This is a genomic window from Paenibacillus sp. JNUCC-31 (assembly GCF_014844075.1).
Classification (GTDB): Bacteria; Bacillota; Bacilli; order Paenibacillales; family Paenibacillaceae; genus Paenibacillus.
In genome coordinates this window covers 6,866,499-6,887,521 of the sequence record NZ_CP062165.1, presented here as the reverse complement: position 1 = coordinate 6,887,521, position 21,023 = coordinate 6,866,499, and the positions used below count along the sequence as shown (strand labels likewise).

Genomic DNA, 21,023 nt, shown 5'->3' with positions numbered 1-21,023 from the left:
CTATCCATGATAATGTCATTCTACTACTATTTCATAAGTTGGAGGAAAACAAAGCATGTTAACTAAACGAGTTGGAAAAATTGCTGCTGCTACCCTACTTGCTTTATCCGTGCTCGGAGCCACACCAAACATCGGTGATGTCTATGCTGCGCCTGCCATTTCAGTCATGCTGGATGACGTACCCCTGAAATTCGATGCAGACCCACGGATTGACAAAGGAGTCACCTACGTCCCTTTCCGCACGGTAGGAGAAGCTCTAGGCATCAACATCACATGGAACAGCAAGACGCAAACGGTGAAAGCGACGGGTACATTGAAGGGACAAACGACAGAAGTTCTGCTTCAAGTAGGAAGTACGACAGCCACCGTCAATGGGGAAAAAGTGAAACTGGCTGCCCCGCCTGTCCAGCGGGAAGGTCGAGTGCTCATACCACTTAGTTCATTCAGTAGTCAGTTCGGTGTTGGTGTGAGCTGGAACCAGTCAACCCGTACGGTTTCGCTTGTATCACCTCAGCGCGAAATGCACTTGAGAGCCTTCTATGCGCTGCAATCCTTCAAGGAAAGGGATTTGGTTGCATCCATGAACTCCGTCGCTTTTGGCTGGAGCCGTATTGATCGCGAGGGTCAGTTTACACTTCAGGGTGATGAGTACCGCCTCCCTGCTGCTGCTGGTGAAGTTACACCTCAATCCATTGTTGCGGAAACGGCGGATCAGAACATTAAACCATATCTGATGGTTTATGCTTTGGATGGAAACGGAGAGTTGACCAAGGTTCTGAGTGATAACAGCATGCGGCAGAAGTCCATTAACGGCATTACCGCTGCCATTGCAGAGAATGGTTTTGGAGGCGTAGTTCTTGATTTTGAAGGATTGGGTTATAAACTGGATGCTGTGGATCAGCAGAAGCTGCTTAACAATTACGTCAAGCAATTGAAGGCTGCCCTGCCAACAGACATTGCTTTATCTCTAGCCGTCCCTCCATTAAATAGTGCATATAAAGGCTATGATTATAAAACGCTCGCTTCAATAGCAGATGATATTATTATTATGGCTTATCAGTATAATCCCGTAGGCACCAAATCACAGGTACCCGAACCGAACAGTCTTGTCGATCAGGCGATCCAGCTTGCACTAGATGCCGGCGTATCCAAACAAAAGATCTTGCTCGGTATCAGCTTAAATAGTGAAACCTCGACGTCCATAGATGATAAGTTGGGTCTTGCCAAGAGATACGATCTCAAAGGTGCTGCCTTCTGGCGACTTGGAATATTCCGTACTTATAACAATCAGTTGGAAGACGCTGTACATGCCTCCGTTATAAAAGAATAAATTAATTTCGATAATTCTGACTCTGTGTAGAATTCAAAAAAGCGAAGCAAAATCTCTGAATTTCATGTGGGAGATTTCGGTTCGTTTCTTATTTGGAGATCTATAGACGCTATAAAAGGACCCGTCGAATATCAACGATGCTTACTCTGTCTATATCATTATCCACCGCTTCGTTGTGTTGCACTAAGCACAAGATCTTTCTGATAAGCGAGTACTTGAGCCCAATCCCCGTGAAAAATCGGTATTCAATAATACCCCACTCCATGGTATATGGAATGTACAAAGAAACCGTCTCCTTTCAAATGGTGGGTCGCACTTCCATTTTACCAAGGAACGGTTTCTTTTTATTTTACAATTTTGAAAACAGGGCGGTCCCTAGCCAATTTTATGACTTATGGGACAGCCCCAATCAAATATTTCTTTTTCAGTTTTATGTTCCCTTCAACCGCTCTCAGTTCTCATCAATGGCGAGCTCGATGAGCTGGTTAAGAATATTTGCATAAGTCATGCCGCTAGCTTGGAGCATGTTGGGATAGCGTGAATTCGATGTGAAACCAGGTATCGTGTTGACTTCATTGAACACCATTCTTCCGTCAGTGGTCAGGAACATATCTACTCGGGCAAACCCTCTGCATCCAAGCGTTTTATAAATATTCAGAGCGCTCTCTTTAACCTTCATTGCAGTGTCCTCATCAATGCGGGCTGGCAAGTGAATCTTCGAACTGATCAAGGAGTACTTTTCCGAGAAGTCAAAAAAGTGCCCCTGTAGTTCAATCTCATCGATCATGCCGATTATGGGATCAGAATTGCCCAGTACAGCACAACCCACTTCAAAACCGTTAATATTTTGCTCAATGACTACTTTGCTGTCGTGTATGAAGGCGTGTTCTATTCCGGTAATCAACTCTTGCATGTTGTTCACCTTCGATATACCTAATGACGATCCTGATCTAGCCGGCTTAACAAAGAGTGGGAAGCCCAGTGCTTCTATTGCTGATATCACTTCTTCCATCCGTTCACTCCTATGTAATGTAAGGGAACACGGCGTATCTATGCCTGCTGCCTGCACCAGTTTATGAGCCAGTTCCTTGTCCATACATAACGCAGAGGATAACATGCCACATCCAACAAACGGTATACCCGACAGTTCCAATAATCCTTGCAAGGTTCCATCCTCACCGTATTTGCCGTGAAGCACTGGAAACACAACATCAATCGGTGTTACATGATACTCCGTATGCACAAGCTCAATGAGTCCTCTGACTTCTCTACTCGGCGAGAAAAAGGATGGGATACAACTCGGATGCAAATGCCATCGATCATTGCGAATATCCTCAACCGTTCCACTATATCTGAGCCAAGAACCTTGCTGTGTAATTCCAATTAACACAAGATTGTATTTTTCGGTATCCAAATTTTCAATCACTGAAGCGGCCGAGCTCAAAGATACGTTATACTCACCTGAACATCCGCCAAACAATACCGCAATCGACTTCTTCTGCATCGAAATAGCCTCCTAAAATGTGATATGTCTAAATCATCCTTATTGCTATAACTTAATTTTTGGAGAATGTCGTAACAATGAATCCTTCACGATTCGTTCCTGATATCCGATAAGAATCACAACTCAAGATCGGGATATGGCTAGATGTCCCTTTATCCGCGGGAACATAATAGATCTGGATTGTCATGTCCTTTTCTTTCATCGTAAGCTGCTCTCCAGAGTACCGATATTGCTGTACAAAATCGATGTACTCCTCTAAACATAGATTGTTCTCTTCCATGATTTTGGAATGGGGATATCCTACATATCTAAAATGCCATGGCTCATAAGCAATACGAGTGATTGATTCTTTTTCTTGTTTATATCGAAGGATAAAACCGAATTGTAGGGCATGTTGTCTGAAGGACTTGTAAATGCCCGTATCCGGAAAGGAAGGAGCAATAAAATCGATATTCGATTTCAATTTACCCACATCGATAGCCAACCCCGTTTGGTGTTCACTATGGTCAGGCAAGGCTACGTATTTGGAAGTATATTCGGAACCCTGTTCTATCAAACAATCTTGATAGATCTGGACTTGATCTTCTTTGGTTCGATATGCGCTGACGGCGACAATTTCATCCGTCCCCCCACAAGCTTTAAGCAGAGCATGAAATTGATTGAAACACTGCTTCTCCAGAAGCATCTGCTTATTTAACTTCTTTATTGAAGGCAAGGAATCCAATGACTTTAATTCATGTATTTGTACTTGCCTTCTAATTGGGTTTTGATCATTTATTAACACTAAGTACCCTTGAAATAATTCTTCGTTACTTACGCTGATTTCAATATGTTTTTGTACGACTTCCCGTGTTTTCATGAAAAACTTCCCCACCTTCTTTATAAATTCGTAACACTCTGTCCGTGATGGAACTCGTTATTTCTTGAGAGACACCACCGATATGATGGGCCAGTTCCTGAATCGGAATTTCCTGCTCACCTGAATAGCCAATGAAGGTCACCTTTGATCCTTCTGGAAAATACATGGGAAGCTTGACCATCAATTGATCCATGGAGATTTTCCCTATAATTTCTGCACGATACCCTTCCACCAACACCTCCGAATTTTGCATTCTCTGCGACCATCCATCGGCATAGCCGATAGGCACTGTTCCGATCCATTGATCTGAGTCTGTTTGATAAGCATTGTTGTAGCCCACATATTCGCCTTTTTTTAATTTTTTCGTTTGTAATAATCTACTGTGCATACTGAATGCCGGCTTTAGTTGGATGTTAGGTACTAGTTTTTCCGGATAAAAGCCATAGATTGCAGCTCCTATTCGAGCCATATCCATGCACAATTCCGGGAATCGCAGTGCTGCCACACTTCCCGCACAGTGATAATGATTGATTGGAATCCGTGACATACTGCTCCATTCTTTCATTTCCAGGAAGCGTTGAATCTGAAGCTGAAGATAACGGTTGTCTGCCTCACCTGCAGTCGCGAAGTGGGTATAGAACCCGTCGACTACTACATCTGGTGCTTTGAGCCAAGGAACCATTTCAAGCCACTCTTCTTGCGTGCGTATACCTATTCGCCCAAGTCCAGTATCCATTTTCACATGCACAGATAACTTATGCGGGGTATGAATAGGCTTGTATTTTCTCATCTCATGAAACCATGACGCTTGTGTAACGGTAAGCATCAACTCATGTTCCAGAGCCAGAGGTACAAGTTCGGGACGTATCGGAGTCAAAATAAGAATCGGTTGTTCTAAGCCGGCATTTCTAATGCGGATGGCTTCTTCAATGAATGCACACGCTAAATAATCCGCGCCTGCCTCTACTGCTTCTTTGGCAGTCTCGATATCTCCATGCCCGTATGCATTTGCTTTAACAACTGCCATTAATTTGGTCGAACGGGGTAAAAATTTGCGGATCTGTATGACATTCTTACGAATTTGCGTTAAATCTATTTCAGCCCAAGTATCTCGGTACATCCGAAGGATCTCCTCAACCGAATAAATGGTTTATTTTTAATTCCTATTTTCAATTGATCCGCATATGCACTTTTCATTGTTTGGCCTCCTAAAGGTGTGAATGTAGTGCGTTGAATTGATTTAAGTGTATATTAAGGCCACTTCAGCTCCTATCGATCAAACTTACACAAAACTGACAACGATGTAAGATTACAGATTTGTACTTCTCATAGTTACAACAAAAAAAGCCGCCAATAGGCGACTCGTAAAAGATAACGGAAATGGACTTCAGATAATAAAGTCTACAAGAAGAAACCTGCGCTAGGGCAGGCTTCTTTCATTATTGCGGATTTTCATTACTCATCCAGCTGTCGACATGCAGTGGTTCACTGTAGTCTTTCCGGTCAGTAAATTCTTTCAGGTGTTTCTCTGCATCTGCTTGATTGTCGAAGGCACCCATGACGACGGTGAATTTTCCATTTCGAGTCTTCACAACACTGCTGCCATCAGCAAAATACTGCTCAGCCAACATGGCCAGTGCTTCACCCTGCTCCATGTCTTCGCTTCGCACGAAGAAAAGTTCATGCGCTTGTGTTGACTTCCGATCGGAAGAAAGCTTCAACTGAATATATCCTGGCTGCTGATACTCTGACACGGAATAATCCACATCATCCTTAAGTTCAACCACAAAGCCAATCGCGGAATCATCCAAAATGATATTTTGAAAGACATCTTTTACATTCTTAAGTGCTTTAATATCCTTCTCCAACTTGTCATAATCCAGATGACGCACCCCATTGAAGGTGAAGATCAAGCGATTCGGCCCTTCCTTGTGATCCACAGTATATGATGGAGCAGATGTGATCTGTTCACCATCGATCTGAAAATTAATGTTTAGTGTATCCGATTCTTTGGTCGTTGTAACCGAAACCCCATCTGTGCGCTCCCCGCCACCACCAACTTGCAGAATTTTGACGACAGAACCTATAACAGGTACATCGGATAATGCCTTGGCCACACCTGGTACGTTGGCTGTTATCATCACCGCAGCACAAGCAGCAACCAGGGAGGAACTGCGCCAGATCACCATTTTTCTTCGTTTTTGATTTCGTGCGCGCTGACGGGCTTGCTGAATAACTCCGGAAAGACCGGATGGAATATCGATCTGTTCATATCGTTCTTTTCCTGTCATGTAAAATCAACCTCTTCCTTGGTTAGATGTTTTTTGAGTTTGTTTAAGATCTTATAGAACCTGGTCTTCACCGTGCTTTCCGGCAGGGACAGTACCTCCGCCATATCCTTGAATCGCTGATCCTGGAAAAATTTCAAAACGATAAATGCCCTATCTTCGGGATGCAGGTGATCAAGTGCTTCGTATAAATCCCATTGCTCTTCAAGCCCCATGGAACTCTCTTCGGCTGCAAACGGTATTGTACTGTCTTCCATATACGTGTATTTCTTCTTTCGTCTGATGTGATCCAGAGAACAATTGATGACGATCCGAGTCATCCAGGTTTCAAAATAATCAGGACTATTCACTTTTTCATAAGATAGAAAACCTTTATAAGAGGCTTCGGATATGATTTCCAATGCTTCCTGTTCATTTTTCACATAAGAGAACGCGAAGCGATAAAGCTTTTCTTTACATGCCTCCAGACGATCACTGAACTGCTGTTCAGTTAGTGCTGTACTCACCTTGCTCAGTTTGTCCACCCCCGCTGCGACTGTATATTTTGATTATTGCCGCATTTTTAATAAAGCTTACTTTGTATGTTGTTTCGCATGTTAGACAGCGGAAAGTCTAAAAAAGTTTTAAGACAATGAATTTTTTTATCCGGGAACAAAAAAATATATCGTCCCAAACCAAAAAAAGCCCCCCATAGGCGTTCTTTACTTTTACTTTTGAAACGGTATGGCTAAGGCTCGCACCTCAACGATGTGGCTTCTCCCGCAAAAAAATTTTATTTGTTCATGGATGTTCGGAAAGGTCAAACTTCAGCATTCCCGATAACAGCCCTTGATAGGCCACTTCCTTTAATTTAGATGGATCCGCAAATTGCCCAGTCTCCCGATCCACGATTAAAGAACGACATTGCGCAAAAACCCCTTTCTCTCATTGGATTTATATGTTTTTAACGAATAGGTTCACAGCAAAAAAAGCCGCCAGATTAGCGACTTCCCCGACACTTTTATGCTTATCCTTCGACCACATCAGCTCGCAAATCTGTTGCCACCTCAATCATTAGCGGAACGACAGCTTCATTCACAATCGCAACATACAGATCCCCCATATAAAGACGGAATGGAATCTGCAAGTCCTCATATTTCCACATGAAGAAATCCCCATCGATGGACATGACACTCTCAGGTCCTTGGACGGTCAGGACAGGCGAATATGTAAAGTCTGGTTTGGATGCAAAGTACTGCTTACACTCCTCCAAAGAGATGGACTGCTCTCCATTATTTTCTTGCATGGAACGAGTGATCCGAAAACGTTGATTCATAGATGTGCCTCCAAAATGTATAAATTTATATGAAATATCACTGGTTCAATTCAATCCAAATTTGTTCAGAACCTGTCCCAGTTTTTCAATTCCCTTCACGATCTGCTCATCGGATGGTGTTGAGAAATTAAGTCTGATGGCATTGCAGGGCTCACTCTCATCAACGAGAAAAGCAGTGCCCGGAACTACGGCTACACCTTCAGCGGCAGCTGTTTTGGCATAATCCAACATTGGGATGTGGGCAGGCAGTTCACACCAGAGGAACAGGCCACCATCCGGATGGGTAAAGGTAATGGACTCGCCCATATGCTCCTGCAACTTACTAATCATTAAGGCAGATTTTCTGCGGTAGATGTCTCGGATGCTGCTAATGTGCTCGGCGTAGTTATACTCCGTCATGAACTTGTATGCCAAAATCTGTGGCAGCATGGCTGTATGTACATCCTCTCCCTGCTTGGCGACAACCATCTTCTGCACAACTTCATGAGGTGCCAGAACATATCCGACGCGAAGCCCGGCAGACAGGATTTTGGAGAAGGAACCTACATAAATAACCAGACCCTCGTCATCCATTGATTTAATCGTCGCTACATCTTCTCCACTGAATCGAAGCTCTCCGTATGGGTTATCTTCCAGAATCATGACATTATACTTCTTGGCAAGATCATAAATGGCCTTACGCTTCTCCAGGCTTGTGGTAATGCCGGTCGGGTTTTGGAAACTCGGAATCACGTAAATCAGTTTCACATTCTTTTCCGTTTGCAGGGCATGTTCCAGCTTCTCGATATCCATGCCGTCCGTTTCCATGGGAACCCCGACAAGCTTGGCGCCCGAAGCCCGGAAGGAGTTCAGGGAACCGATGAAGCTGGGACTCTCACAGATAATTGTATCCCCTTCATTACAGAACACTTTACAAGCAAGTTCAATTCCCTGTTGGGCACCGGATACGATAAACAGTTCATCCGACGCTTTGCCTGTATCAAAGCCGGTTTGCAAGTGCTGGCTTAAGGTATCGCGTAGCGGTGCATAACCTTCGGTAATTCCATATTGCAGTGCTGTTACAGGGTCCTGTTCCAAAATGGACTGGGTGAATGTTCGTATGGCCTCTATAGGAAAGGTTTCCGGAGCGGGATTTCCCGCCGAGAATGGAATTACATTTTGACCCGAAGTGGCCTTCAGAATCTCACGAATAATTGATGGCTGCAGTGCAGCAATGCGGTTGGAAAATGTATAGTTCATTTAAAATAATGCCTCCTGATTTCAAATTGGACTCTTGTTTCTAACTTTACATTAGATTCTATTATACGAGCATTCGCCAGATTTCTAAACGGTCTCGTCAAAATTCACGTGAAAGCAAAAAAAAGAGGCAATATAAACTGCCCCTTTCCATATGGAATTGACTTACCAATCGTCATCGATGGACGAGATTCATTTCCGATAATCGTGTTGCCTTAACCAAATAAGTCGCCAGACCAGGAATGACCCGGACCAGACCCGGATAGAATTTATTGGTTTTGGCAAAAGCCAGCTTCTGGATTCTGCGTGCCCGTCGGAGCAGCTGAGTGAATTCCTGATTCGCTTCCTTCGAATACTCGGACTGCCACTGGGTGTAGCTGATACTGCCTCGAAGATATTTATCAGTCCATTCAGCACACAATAGCGAGGAACGAAGCGCAATGGACATCCCATCCCCGCATAAGGGGGGGATCATCAGCATGGCATCACCAATATGCGGATATTGGGACCATGGTTCAGGAACTTTGGATAGATGGAGTGGTGCAACAGAAACCTGTGTTCCTTGGACAGAACTGCCCTCGGCGAGCCTTGCTGCCAATCTCTCGTTGGTTATAGACGCGGCCTGCAATATATCCGGAACAGACTTTCCACTGCCCTGTACCGCATCCAATGTCAACAACGCTGCTACATTGGCGATACCACCCTCAATCGGTGAAATACCGACGTATCCTCCCTTGCAAAAATACAGCTCTATCTGCGAGGGAATGGCGATTCCCCTGTAGTGAGATTTGATACCGACATATACCGTTTTATCATACAGCTCTGCCTTTGAATTCACTCCACGCAGCTTCTTCGTACCATGGGCGCCAATGACGGTTCTCGCTCTGTAACATATTCGATCGTTACCTCGTTTCGCCGCTACTTCATAGCTATGATCGTCAAGTTGCTGAATACCCGTTATCGTTGCTTTCGTAATAATCTCAACTCCTGAAGCTACAGCTTCTTCGTGTAGAATCCGATCCAGCTCATAACGGCTAATCCCATAAGCCGATCCTGGCAGCGGAGCTTTTATCTCCCCGCCCAGAGGCATAATGATTTTGGCAAGATCTATGTTGCTGGGCATGATCTCTTGATCAAGCAGATAGATCCCCAGATACTCCAGCATCTCTTTTGTCTCAGGGGACATAAATTCACCGCATGTTTTGTGACGCGGAAACTCCTGCCGATCCAGCAGAAGTGTTCGATGCCCTTGTTTGGCAAGCTGCAACGCACAGGTACTGCCAGCAATTCCTGCTCCGATGACAATGACATCGATTGGCTTAGACACTTCATAATACCCGCCCTTCGTTATGCATTATGGTTACAGCCCATTAGACTTCGATCGTGTCCGATTACTCGGAATGACAACCGAATATCGGAATAGAGGCTTCCATTCATAGGTCATCGTGTCGTGGTTCAGCTGTTTTTTCAAGTCCCGCCAATCCCTTCCTGTGAATCCTTTTGCAACAGACAGCGGTCCATCATGACGAATATACCGATTCCTTGAGATTATTCGCGTGGTAATCCAAACGGCTGCGTAGGATACGGGATGCCGATGAATATCATTAATTACAACGCCATATCTGGAGGCACGCAGCATATGTGAGACCATATCAACCAGTTGCTTCCCCTCAAAATGATGGACAAACTGGGAGCCAGTCACGATATCTGCTGAGCCTTCCGGCAATTCCATGACATCCGCACGCCGTACTTTAATCCTGGGTTCGTTTCGAAAAAGTCTTCTGGCTTCCTCACATGCCTCTTCCGTCAGATCAACAAGGGTGATCTCAAGTAGAATTCCTTTCTGCTCCGCCCATTGCAGCAGCTTCTGGTTTACGTCACCTGAACCTGCTCCCACATCAAGAAGAGTCAATTGATCTGGACTTCCAATCGATCTCCATAACTTCTCCACCCCTGCCCGGGTTGGACCTGGAGCAGCGAATATTTTGTTCAGCCTCCTCAGGTGCTTAAGCGCTTCGCTCAACTCTTCTCCACCCATCGAGAAATCATCCATCAGTTCGTCTTCCCTTGCCCTTACCGATAGTGTTCTAAAGAAAGACATGATCCCGCTCCTTTACCAAAGAGGAATACTCCTACCCCTTACTACTTCGTAGTAATCGTTGTTATGTTGAGAACAGCCACATTTCATCTTATTAATAAACGTGAGGTCTCAGAAGCTTTGGTTTCAAAAGCTTTCAAACAGACTGGCTTATCTCCCATTCATCACTTTCAAACGCAAAAATCTGCCAAATAAGGCAACTTCATAACACAAGTTATTGCTTTATCAAATTTCCCTGATTCTCATTATCGAGTGTATCCTCTTTAAAATAGATTTCGTTCAGAACGTTGACACGAACATTAATCTTTTGTTCCAACTTCGGAAACCACTTGGTTTTCCAATCCTTTAGCTTTTCCTCCGACAATTGGGGACGGAAAATCATCCCTACGCCCAGTACATCCGATTTCAGGGATTGAATCTTTCTTACAGTCTTATTAAATTGTCGGCTCAAATCTTCCTGCATTTCTTTCTCAATTAACGCATTGCCTTTTCCTTCAGGGCTTTCCGTAATCACTACATTGAGAACAACATCCGTTTGGAGTGACGGGCCTTTCTCCGACCACTGGGTCCGATGTTTGATTTTGGCGTCTTCAATCAGAACACTTGTGTTCTTTGACATTTCAATGGTTCCCCCGGTATATTTTCCTTTGAATAAATTAAACAAAAGAGTCTCTTCCTGATTCAGTGTTCCCACCATGCGATCGTCCCGCATGACAGCTGTTCCTTTAAAAGTAAACAAGGTTCGAACTCCGTTTTTGAGCATCGGGATCGCCATATCTTCCGAATATGAATTTTGACTTTGGAAGGCTTCCCATATTCTAACGACGGATTGATTGGGAGTCCATCCGGCTTCCGGGCTAAAAAAGTCATATGAAGAAATTTCAGGTGTTGGCGAGATCTGATGATACATCGTCTTTTCGAAATCACCGTCAATGACCGCTACCAGTCCTTTGATCGAAACGTCGTTTGCTCTCACGGCAAAGTTGATAACATTGTCAATCCCCTGCTGGGCGACCTGTTTGTCGATTAGAAACAACCTCAGATGCACCAACTCAATGCTTTTTTCGGAATCGGTACGTATCAAATCGATGGCTTTACTGATGGATTTGGACTCTTTGTCCAGAATTTGGGTTTTTCCTGTTGCATCAGGTATTTGGAGAATGATCCTGTACTTTTCCCTGTTACCTTTTCCTATGCCCATGACGACAGGGAGATATTCTTTGTTAATATCCTTCGTATCCCAACATCCCGCAAGCAGCATGATCATGGATAGCGTTATCATCAGTGTCTTAATGATTCGCATGCTCATGTGTTCACCTTCTTTCGCCGTAATTGGGCCGCGAGGAATACAATGACGGGAAAACCGATAACACTATAAACGCAAAAGTAAGAATTAAAATAAAGATATGAATTCAAAGCGTTGATATCCGGTATCCACAGACTAATAAGATACAAAGAAACGCACGCCGAGGAAAGAATCCATATTCGGTTGATTTTCGGCATAAATAGCTGTTGTAGAAGAGATACAAAAATCCAGAGTAAAACAGAAACCTTCAGGATGCCCAGTGCACTGGAAGCTACTACGTAAAAGCTGGGGAGCCAATCAAATACAACCCACTCCAGATCAATGGTATCCGATGCCATCAACATGGGATATTGCAAATGCACTACGGTTTCCTGTCCGAATACAAGAAGCGGAACATAGACAGAAGCCAAAGCGAATACAAAAATGATACCGACCGCAGCAGCAGCTTTACCAAAACGAATGTGTTGCTTGGAGGGAATCATGCCAAGGAACAGAAATCCAGCTGAAATTACCGTACAAACATAAAAATCCTTGTGGGAGAAAAACGACATCTCGCTATCCCATATTGGAAAAATGAAGCTTGCTCTGAAATTTTGGATACTGATCAGCATGGAGAAAAAGATGAATGGCATCAACAGGATACACAATCCGATGCTAGCCCGAATCATTACACCGAGGCCCTTCCACACAGCATAGAAACAGAGAACGATGAAGAGAGCCTCCGTTGCTGCTGGCGGTGTTCTCTGAAGTAGTACGGCTTTAATTTCACCTGCCTGAAAATACATTAGCAAAAACAAATCGATATATAGGAAAACGAGCAGCGGCAGAACGATGAGTCTCGTTCCCCACTTGCCCAGTGAGTCATTACAGATGTCCACCACTGTTTTCCCCGGGAACTGAGACAAAGCTTTTAAGTAAAACCAAAGAACCACCAGCTCTACCAAGAAGAGGATCAGAATGGCTATCCAGTGCCCTTTTGATGTCGCAGAGATGATGCGTTCGGGAAAAATGGAAAAGATGGAGGCAAGATGAAGCAGAACAAACAGGGTTAGAATCTGAGTTTTATTCATCTGAAACCTTCCCTTTCACACTTAAACTTAAGTAAGGTACAGAGCAATTATTTAACGAAGCCAAATACAATATGATCCAGATCATCGCAGCCTCAAGGCCCCATATCCCGAAAAAGGCACTGATGAGCATCACAACGTATTTGTACATTCGAATCCCGGTCGTATTCATGTACCCCGCCAGTACAAAGTTCGCAATTGCAGAAGCAACCAGAATGATAATTAATAGATTACTAACGAGTTTGGCCTGAACAATGGCTTGTCCAAGAGAATACCACCAATCATGGTTATGGTAGGTCCGATGTTTTTGGGGAGTCGAATGGTGGCTTCAATAATCATTTCCAGCAACAGCATAACCAGTAACATTTCGATCAACGAAGGATAAGGAACTCCTTCCCTGCTCTTAGCTACCGTGATGGCTAATTGGATTCGCAACAATTCCGGATTCACCGAATTAAGCACGATATATAGGCCCGGAAGCGTGATGGCCAGAAGTGCGCCGATCGCCCGTATGGTTCGCAAAAATACTTGAAACAAATACGGGTAATTATTGTCCAGCGTTGTTGACCATAGATCTGTTATGATAGCCGGAAAAGCAAAGGCAAACGCAAATTGGTCGATTAGAATAACCACTTTACCGTTCATTAAATGTTGGACTATTTCCACTGGCAACTCAGACGAGATGTACGATGGTGTAATATCGAATTTGGAATGACCCAATATGGTGAGTAGATCCCTTACCGTAGTCAGCTCTTTGTCCTTATTTTGTTCCAGCTTATCCCGAATAGACTCAATAACTTTGGTTCGGGCCACTCCCTCAAGGTAGACCATGGCCAGTTTCTTGGTGGATTGGGTTCCTGCCTCTCTTCTTTCAATCACCAACTGATCCGATACCATCTTTTTTCGCAGCAAACCGATATTTTTATTTATATCTTCTGTAAATGCATCGAACGCAGATTGAAGGGGATTTTCACTCTCCGGAGAGCTTACTGCCCTTGAAATACCGGGATGCTCCGATTCCATGACAGTGGACAGCCCTTCTCTATTGAACAAAACAAGTTTTCCATTCAGCAGACTGCTGCACAGTTCGTCCAACGACATTATTGCTTGTTCTTCAAGCGGCTTGAACATATTCATTAAGGAACCGTTCTCACTGCTGCTTGCCGCTTGGTTAATAGCAGACAATGTAGTTGGAAGATCAACCAAAGTTTCAACAAAGTACGCTCTGAACTCCTGATTGGCAATAACCACAGTCTTGCTAATGAAGTCCGAGTTCTTCTCCAAACGTTCATTAAGCTGCTTTTCTATACTGTGAAGATCTTGTTCCTGAATTCGCTGCAAATTTTACCACCTCTTTTGAAGTAGTATGTCGTTAAGAAAAAACTTTATTCAGAAAGCCATTCTGGTCCATAACAACCAGAATGCGGACAAAACAAAAAGACGTTGGTTCAGTACCAACGTCTGATTAACACAGCTTTATTATTGATTGTTCATGTGACTCAAATACATTTCCTTTAACTCGTGAAGCAACTGCCGGCCGAGCAACATCGGCCCGCTATGTCGTTTGACGTAGATACAATCTGCTCGTTTCTTCCCAGATCTCTCCGGGCGCTATACTGAATAATCCAGCTTCCGCAATTTGCAAATCCAGATTAGGAGCATTCACAAGATTGATCTGGGGTTCAGGGCAGAAAAAACCTTCTTCCGCACCATTGTTCCATATCATCCATTGTTTGTAGGACGTTCCAACATCATAGATCAGCGTCATTCCACTCTTCGTATCCTGAAGCTCCATCCGATTCCGTCCATTCTGCGATACCGACGTATAGTGGTTATCCATCTCTGCAAAAAACGGATATACCCCGGAGTCACGCATCTGCTCTTCCTCTGGAACCAGCGGCTGAAAATGTGTCGTTGGCAGCATGCGTTCATCCAGCTCCCATCTGTCCCCAATGGTCAGCTTGAGCCTGTAATCCCGTGCCGAGCCATCGGCGGTAAACGGGGCGTTGATGGATGTATGAAAAGCCAGCAGGCACGGCATGCAGGTTGTTCCATGATTACGAATTCTGACATGCTGCATAAGCCCATCGCTACTTAGTGAATAGCGTAATGTGATGCTGAATCTGAATGGAAAAAGTTGATAAACCGGATGATCTTCATCAATGGTAATTGATATGGATACATGGCTTTCCTTCCGGCTATGCCCGTATTCATCCACTACCCAGGGTGTATTATATAAAAACCCGTGCAAATGATTTCCAGTTGCTTCTTCATTCACCGGAAGCTGAAGTGTCTCTCCGTTCCAGGCAAACCGTCCATCCTCATAACGATTCGGTGGAAACAGAACCGGGATGCCATGGATCATCGGTCTTGCCTTGAATGATTCCATCTCGTCGGGTGAGGGCTCATGCAGGAAATGAAATCCTCGTTCATGATCGCGAAAAGCGATCAAATTGCCACCGATCTCCGGAAGCATAACAGCCTCACTGGAGCCAAAGCGCAGATAAATGGCTCTTTCCCCTTGATAATCTGCTTCCCAAGAATCGCTTGTTTCCGTTGTGTTCAACAGACGTCCTCCTCCTTATTCTCCAGGGACCAATAGTCCCTGTCCTGTAATGATGGCCCGAATCTGTTCCATCGGCATCTTCGGCTGTCTGTCATACGTTAGCAGACCATTAATTTCCTGCTCCACATCTGTCAGCTGGGTATAACAAAAGCCTTCAACGACAGGGGAGTCCAGCAATGGCTGTATTACGGCATGCAATCGGGCTGCAAAATCCTCATCGTTCTCGGCTCCGGAGTAACCCCAGCCCTCCCAATCGCTTTTCTTATAACCAATTCCGCCAAATTCGGTAATCAGTATGGGCTGACCTTCGTAGCGATAGTCGCCTACACTCAGCTTCCGGCTGCCAGGCAGGACATTCACTGCATTTTCACGGGTACGGTATCGTTCCTCCAGAACTTCTCGTCTCCATTCATAATCATGGATATTGTACAAATCCGTTTGTACCATTTCCCAGCCATCATTCGAGATGACCGGACGGGTGGAATCAAGCGACTTGGTCAAATAATACATCGATAAGGCGTGATATTGCTGTTCCTTGCTGGTCAGGATGTTGGGAACGCCCCAGCTCTCATTGAGAGGTACCCAGACCACAATACATGGATGGTTGTAATCCCGCTCGAGCGCCTCTTGCCATTCCTTTGTGATCTGTGCAACATATTGTTCGGAGAAATCATAAGCATTTGCCATCTCTCCCCATACCAGCAGACCCAGCTTATCGCACCAGTACAGATATCTTGGATCTTCAATCTTCTGGTGTTTTCTGGCACCGTTAAAGCCCATTTCCTTTGTCAGTTCCACATCATGCCGGATCGCCTCGTCACTCGGCGGAGTCAGGTTGCCATCCGGGAAATAACCTTGATCCAAAACCAGCTTCATAAAATATGGACGGTTATTCAGAAACAGTTTGCCATGTTCAATTGAGATTTTACGCATGCCGAGATAACTGTCCACCTCATCGACTGGCACACCGTCCACTAGCAGCGTGAAATGAATATCATACAGATTGGGATGTTCCGGTGACCACAGCCTGCCCAGTCCATGTTCATTAAACGTATGAAGTCCGATGGACCGGCTCTCCTCCCTGCCGTTGATCCGGTATTCATCCTCCGTCAAATGCTCTCCCTGATAGGCGATCTGCACACGCAGCCTGATGTCCTGTGTATCCCGATTCCCATGATCTCTCTGAATAAAGGTGGTAACGTTGATCTCGTTCCGATCGATATCCGGTGTAAGGCGCACCTTTTGCAAATATACGGACTCAACCGCTTCCAGCCAGACGGATTGCCATATTCCAGTAGTGCGGGTATAGAAAATTTGTGCGGACTGTTCCTGCCAAAATTGCTTGCCGCGTGGCAGCGTCACATCCCTGCTATAATCCAGCGCATGGACGATCAACACGTTGGTCCCTTCCTGTAGCGCATCCGTAATATCTGCATGAAATGGCGTGTGTCCACCCGAATGCTGAACTACAATCTGTCCATTGACCCAGACAGTGGCTTCGTAGTCTACGGCTCCGAAATGCAGCAGTAGACGTTTGCCTGCGAATTTCTCCGGAATCTCAAAGTTCCTTTTATACCAGACGTTGTCGTGAAAATCCGGATCTGCAATACCGCTAAGCTGGCTTTGAAAGGCGAACGGTACCTGAATCCGTCGGCTAAACGCCCGGGTCCCTTCATTCCATTTGTCCGCATGTCCCCGATAATCATCGTCAAACTCAAACTCCCATTCCCCGTTCAGACTTATCCAACGTTCACGCACGAATTGCGGGCGAGGATAATCTTCTCGTACCATTGCCATCAGCACTCCTGTTCTCGTTGAATCTGTAATTTGTCATGATGGTTTAAGCCAAATTGATCTTGCGGATCACTTCCAATGGCACTTTCGGTTTACGGTCTTCCGTCAACAGACCATTAATCTCCTGCTGCACATCCGTGACCTGTGTATAACAATAGCCCGAAATATAAGGAATGGATTTGATCGCTTCGGTAATGGAACGGAAACGCTCAATGAAGGCTTCAACCGAGTCCACCTGATTGCCATAGCCCCATCCTTTATCCGATTGGAAAGCAATACCGCCGAATTCACTGATGATAATGGGTTGTCCTTTATAGTGGTAACCTTCGGCAAAAGCAAACTTCCATCGATTAGAAGCAATGTTATTGTTTACGATCATGTCCTTATCCTGATACCGTTCCACAAAAGCTTCTCCCGACTCCACATAATCATGGATTGTCAAAATATCCGATACCGTATGCTCCCATCCGTCGTTGGTAATGACCGGACGATAGGGATCGATCGCTTTGGTCAGATGATAAATGGATTGCGTAAACTGCTGCTGCCTTACCTCGTGGGCAATCGTCGGTATTCCCCACGATTCATTAAACGGAACCCAGGTTATGATGCTGGGATGATTGTATTGTTGTGGGACAATTTCAAGCCATTCTTTGGTGAATCGACTCACGGCCTCATCATTAAACTCGAAGGTTGCCGCCATTTCCGACCAGACCAGCATGCCTTTTACATCACACCAATACAAAAAGCGGGGATCTTCCAATTTCATATGTTTACGGATTCCGTTATATCCCATCTCGGCAATTTTATCGATATCCTCAATCAGCGCTTCCACTGAAGGCGGGGTCAAATGGCTCTCCGTCCAATAGCCCTGATCCAAAATCAGTCTTTGGTACAACGGAGCATTATTTAGCAGAACTTGCCCATTTTCAATCGATATTTTTCGCATACCAAAATAGGAATGAACCCGATCGATTTCCTTTTCATCTTCGTACATCACAAACTCGATATCGTACAGGTTCGGTGAGTCCGGTGACCACAACATCTGTTTCCACGGTCCGCCCGCTTCATGCTTGACACTGGCCTCCACGGTCATCCAGGGTCTGTCGGGAGACAGGCTAATCGTTTGCACATGCTGACCCTTCAGCTCAATCCGTGTCTCTAGACGCAAGTTGTTCTTGCCTTCGATCCCATTCAATTGAAAGTCCAATCGAATCATGTGACGATCAATATCGGGTGTCATCTTAACTGCTTCAACCCTTGCTTCACTCACATGCTCCAGCCAGACACTTTTCCAAATCCCGGTACTTTGCACATAAAAGCATTCAAAATTATTATCCACCCAGCGTTGTTTCCCCCGAGGCTGCATCGCACTCTGACTGTCTTCTACTTCAAGAACAATGTTGTTCTCCGAGCCGTAAGTGACATAAGGGGTAATATCGAACGAAAACGCTGCGTACCCTCCTTCATGCTCACCGACAACCGTTCCGTTCACCCAGCATTTGGCGTGATAATCCACTCCCTGAAAATGCAGAATGGTTCTCCTGCCTTCTACCTCCTTGGGAATAGTGACCTGCTTGCGGTACCAAACGAACGGATGAAATGTTTCGATCCCGATTCCGCTCGCCTGAGTTTCATAGGTAAAAGGAACTTTAATTTTGAGTCCTTCCGGGAATTGATTCTGGTCATACCAACGCTCGTTTTCACCCGCCTGATTGTCGTCAAAGCTAAAATCCCATTCTCCATTCAAATCCAACCACTCGTTGCGTACGAATTGCGGTCTTGGATAATCCTTGTTGTAAAATTTAGTTGTCATTTTGTTCTCTCCGATCTCCTCTGTATTTGGCTCGTGAGCCTGAAAAACGTTATCATCAGGTTTACATATAAGACAATTGCAGATTATCCCTTAATACCGGACATGCTGATGCCTTTAACAATCTGTTTCTCAAAAATAATAAACAATATAATGATGGGAACAGAAGCCACGGCATTGATAACCATCGGTTTCACGTAATCTTCCGAATACTGGCCCATGAGTGTTGGAATACCCATTGGCAGTGTAAACAGATTATCATCGGTTATGGAAAGGAATGGCCACAGGAAATTGTTCCACGAACCGATAAAAGTCAGAATCGCCATCGATGCCATGGCTGGACGTGTCAAAGGCAGCATGATGCTGGTAAAAATCCGCCAAAAGCCTCCTCCGTCAATTTGCACACTCTCCAGCAGATCATTGGGAACACCATCGAAGAAACTTTTGAGCACGATGACGGCTACAGGTGAAGCCAAAGCAGGAATAATCAGTCCACTGTACGAGTTCAGCAAATGCAAATCCTTGGCTACCTGATAGAGTGGAATGATGGTAGCTTCTCCGGGAATCAGTAATCCACCAAGAATGAAGAAGAATACAAAAGTACGGAAACGGAACGGTACTTTCGAGAGAGCGAATCCGGCCATTGCCGCGAAAATAACAGTTAGCACCGTTACAACTACAGCGACAAACAAACTGTTAACAACCCACTGGGAAAGCTTGGTGGTCGTGAGTACTTCTTGATATACAGCCATGGAATATGGAGGTTTAAACCAGTCCAGGACCGTGATGATCTTCATGCCTTCTTCTTTGATGGATACCACCAGCATCCACACAAGTGGGGCAGCGAACATAACCGCCATCAATGCTGAACCTATACGATATAACCATTTCATCAGCTTTCCGCCCCTTTCCGGTTATTCATCCAGTATTGCAGCGCAGACAACACCAGCAGGATAACGAACAAGATATAGGACATCGTTGCGGCATAACCCAGATTATTGTTCTTAAACCCGGTCTGATAGATCAATTGAATAATCGGACGTGTCTGATCAAGCGGACCCCCGCCAGAAATAACATAAATTTGCATAAAGACTTTATATGAAGCAATAATTTGCAGCATGGTGATGGTTTTGGTTAGTGGCTTCAGATAAGGAAGAGTAATTCTCCAAAATATCTGTGTATCACTTGCACCATCCAGCTTTGCCGCTTCATAAATCTCATCTGGAATCTCCTGCATCGCTGAGAGATACAAAATAAAGTTGAATCCGACTGTCCACCAGAGAGTAATGACTGTAATCACGACCCATGCCAGGCCTGTTTCGGTCAGCCAGAAGATCTCGGCATTTTCGGGTAACAATTGAATGAGGTGCAGTACTGAGTTTACAAGTCCCGTGTAGGGCTGAAATACGAATAATCCCAGATAGGCTGCGACGGCAACAGAGAGCACGCTTGGTATGAAAAAGATGATGCGGTAGAATTTCTGCAAAACCGATTTTCGGTTGGCAATCACAGCCAGCATAATGGCAAGAATAATCATGGTTGGCGTACTTAAAAAAACGAAAAAAGTTGAATGCCAGATCGCTTCCCACACTTCCCTGTCCTGAAGAACCTTACGGAAGTTATCAAGACCGACAAAATCCATTTTCTTAATCAATGTCCATTTGTAAAAGGTCATCTCTACGCCTTTAATCATTGGCCAGATTGTGAATAAACCATAGACAATTAAGAATGGAAGCAGAAATACAAGTGCCTGCATATCCGCTCTCATTTTTTTGATCTTCATATGCGTCTCCCCTTTGATTGGCACACAAGCCTGTGTTTGCAATGAGGATTACCACAGGCCTGCGTGA

General features: G+C 44.7%; 17 protein-coding genes and 1 pseudogene. 1 reads left to right on the top strand and 17 read right to left on the bottom strand.

From position 1 onward, the window contains the following. Window positions 1–55: 55 nt before the first annotated feature. Window positions 56–1,330: a stalk domain-containing protein gene (locus tag JNUCC31_RS30270; RefSeq protein ID WP_192267000.1), complete on the top strand. Its 1,275-nt coding sequence runs from the start codon at window positions 56–58 to the stop codon at window positions 1,328–1,330. A 451-nt stretch (window positions 1,331–1,781) separates the two neighbouring features. On the opposite strand, the gene vanG is transcribed toward JNUCC31_RS30270, so the two are convergent. The 17 genes and pseudogenes from vanG to JNUCC31_RS30180 form a co-directional block, all read right to left on the bottom strand. Continuing rightward, a complete protein-coding gene (gene vanG, locus JNUCC31_RS30265; protein WP_192266999.1) occupies window positions 1,782–2,834 on the bottom strand; it encodes a D-alanine--D-serine ligase VanG in 1,053 nt (350 codons plus the stop codon). Window positions 2,835–2,886: 52 nt separating this feature from the next. Beyond that, window positions 2,887–3,519: a D-alanyl-D-alanine carboxypeptidase family protein gene (locus JNUCC31_RS30260; RefSeq protein ID WP_228469318.1), complete on the bottom strand. Its 633-nt coding sequence runs from the start codon at window positions 3,517–3,519 to the stop codon at window positions 2,887–2,889. Window positions 3,520–3,658: 139 nt separating this feature from the next. Beyond that, window positions 3,659–4,813, bottom strand: coding sequence for an alanine racemase (alr, locus tag JNUCC31_RS30255; protein WP_192266997.1), 1,155 nt, complete (start codon window positions 4,811–4,813; stop codon window positions 3,659–3,661). Window positions 4,814–5,132: 319 nt separating this feature from the next. Next, window positions 5,133–5,984 carry an SPOR domain-containing protein gene (locus tag JNUCC31_RS30250; RefSeq protein ID WP_192266996.1) on the bottom strand — a complete coding sequence of 284 codons (852 nt, stop codon included), beginning with the start codon at window positions 5,982–5,984 and terminating at the stop codon, window positions 5,133–5,135. After that, window positions 5,981–6,505, bottom strand: coding sequence for a sigma-70 family RNA polymerase sigma factor (locus tag JNUCC31_RS30245; RefSeq protein ID WP_323374351.1), 525 nt, complete (start codon window positions 6,503–6,505; stop codon window positions 5,981–5,983). The genes JNUCC31_RS30250 and JNUCC31_RS30245 overlap by 4 nt, the downstream gene beginning before the upstream one ends. Before the next feature lie 482 nt (window positions 6,506–6,987). Next, window positions 6,988–7,296, bottom strand: a complete 309-nt coding sequence (locus JNUCC31_RS30240; RefSeq protein WP_192266995.1) for a hypothetical protein — start codon at window positions 7,294–7,296, stop codon at window positions 6,988–6,990. A gap of 45 nt (window positions 7,297–7,341) precedes the next feature. Beyond that, complete coding sequence (locus tag JNUCC31_RS30235; protein ID WP_192266994.1) at window positions 7,342–8,535, bottom strand: aminotransferase-like domain-containing protein; 1,194 nt, start codon at window positions 8,533–8,535, stop codon at window positions 7,342–7,344. Between the two features lie 172 nt (window positions 8,536–8,707). Beyond that, window positions 8,708–9,859, bottom strand: a complete 1,152-nt coding sequence (locus JNUCC31_RS30230) for an NAD(P)/FAD-dependent oxidoreductase (RefSeq protein ID WP_192266993.1) — start codon at window positions 9,857–9,859, stop codon at window positions 8,708–8,710. A 33-nt stretch (window positions 9,860–9,892) separates the two neighbouring features. Then, a complete protein-coding gene (locus JNUCC31_RS30225; RefSeq protein WP_192266992.1) occupies window positions 9,893–10,633 on the bottom strand; it encodes a methyltransferase domain-containing protein in 741 nt (246 codons plus the stop codon). Window positions 10,634–10,844: 211 nt separating this feature from the next. Beyond that, entirely contained in the window at window positions 10,845–11,939 is a 1,095-nt protein-coding gene (locus JNUCC31_RS30220) for a Ger(x)C family spore germination protein (RefSeq protein ID WP_192266991.1), read from the bottom strand. Further along, window positions 11,936–13,006 (bottom strand): GerAB/ArcD/ProY family transporter, encoded by a 1,071-nt coding sequence (locus JNUCC31_RS30215; RefSeq protein ID WP_192266990.1) that lies wholly within the window; start codon window positions 13,004–13,006, stop codon window positions 11,936–11,938. The genes JNUCC31_RS30220 and JNUCC31_RS30215 overlap by 4 nt, the downstream gene beginning before the upstream one ends. Then, window positions 12,999–14,254 (bottom strand): annotated as a pseudogene (locus JNUCC31_RS30205) (spore germination protein). The gene JNUCC31_RS30215 and the pseudogene JNUCC31_RS30205 overlap by 8 nt, the downstream one beginning before the upstream one ends. Before the next feature lie 304 nt (window positions 14,255–14,558). Continuing rightward, window positions 14,559–15,569 (bottom strand): aldose 1-epimerase, encoded by a 1,011-nt coding sequence (locus JNUCC31_RS30200; RefSeq protein WP_228469317.1) that lies wholly within the window; start codon window positions 15,567–15,569, stop codon window positions 14,559–14,561. A gap of 15 nt (window positions 15,570–15,584) precedes the next feature. Further along, on the bottom strand, window positions 15,585–17,366 hold the full coding sequence (locus tag JNUCC31_RS30195; protein WP_192266988.1) for a glycoside hydrolase family 2 protein: 1,782 nt from the start codon (window positions 17,364–17,366) through the stop codon (window positions 15,585–15,587). Window positions 17,367–17,409: 43 nt separating this feature from the next. Further along, window positions 17,410–19,176, bottom strand: coding sequence for a glycoside hydrolase family 2 protein (locus JNUCC31_RS30190; RefSeq protein ID WP_192266987.1), 1,767 nt, complete (start codon window positions 19,174–19,176; stop codon window positions 17,410–17,412). An 83-nt stretch (window positions 19,177–19,259) separates the two neighbouring features. Further along, window positions 19,260–20,066 (bottom strand): carbohydrate ABC transporter permease, encoded by an 807-nt coding sequence (locus tag JNUCC31_RS30185; RefSeq protein WP_175396520.1) that lies wholly within the window; start codon window positions 20,064–20,066, stop codon window positions 19,260–19,262. Then, window positions 20,066–20,956: a carbohydrate ABC transporter permease gene (locus JNUCC31_RS30180; RefSeq protein ID WP_192266986.1), complete on the bottom strand. Its 891-nt coding sequence runs from the start codon at window positions 20,954–20,956 to the stop codon at window positions 20,066–20,068. Before JNUCC31_RS30180 ends, JNUCC31_RS30185 begins: the two co-directional genes overlap by 1 nt. Between the last annotated feature and the right edge of the window lie 67 nt (window positions 20,957–21,023).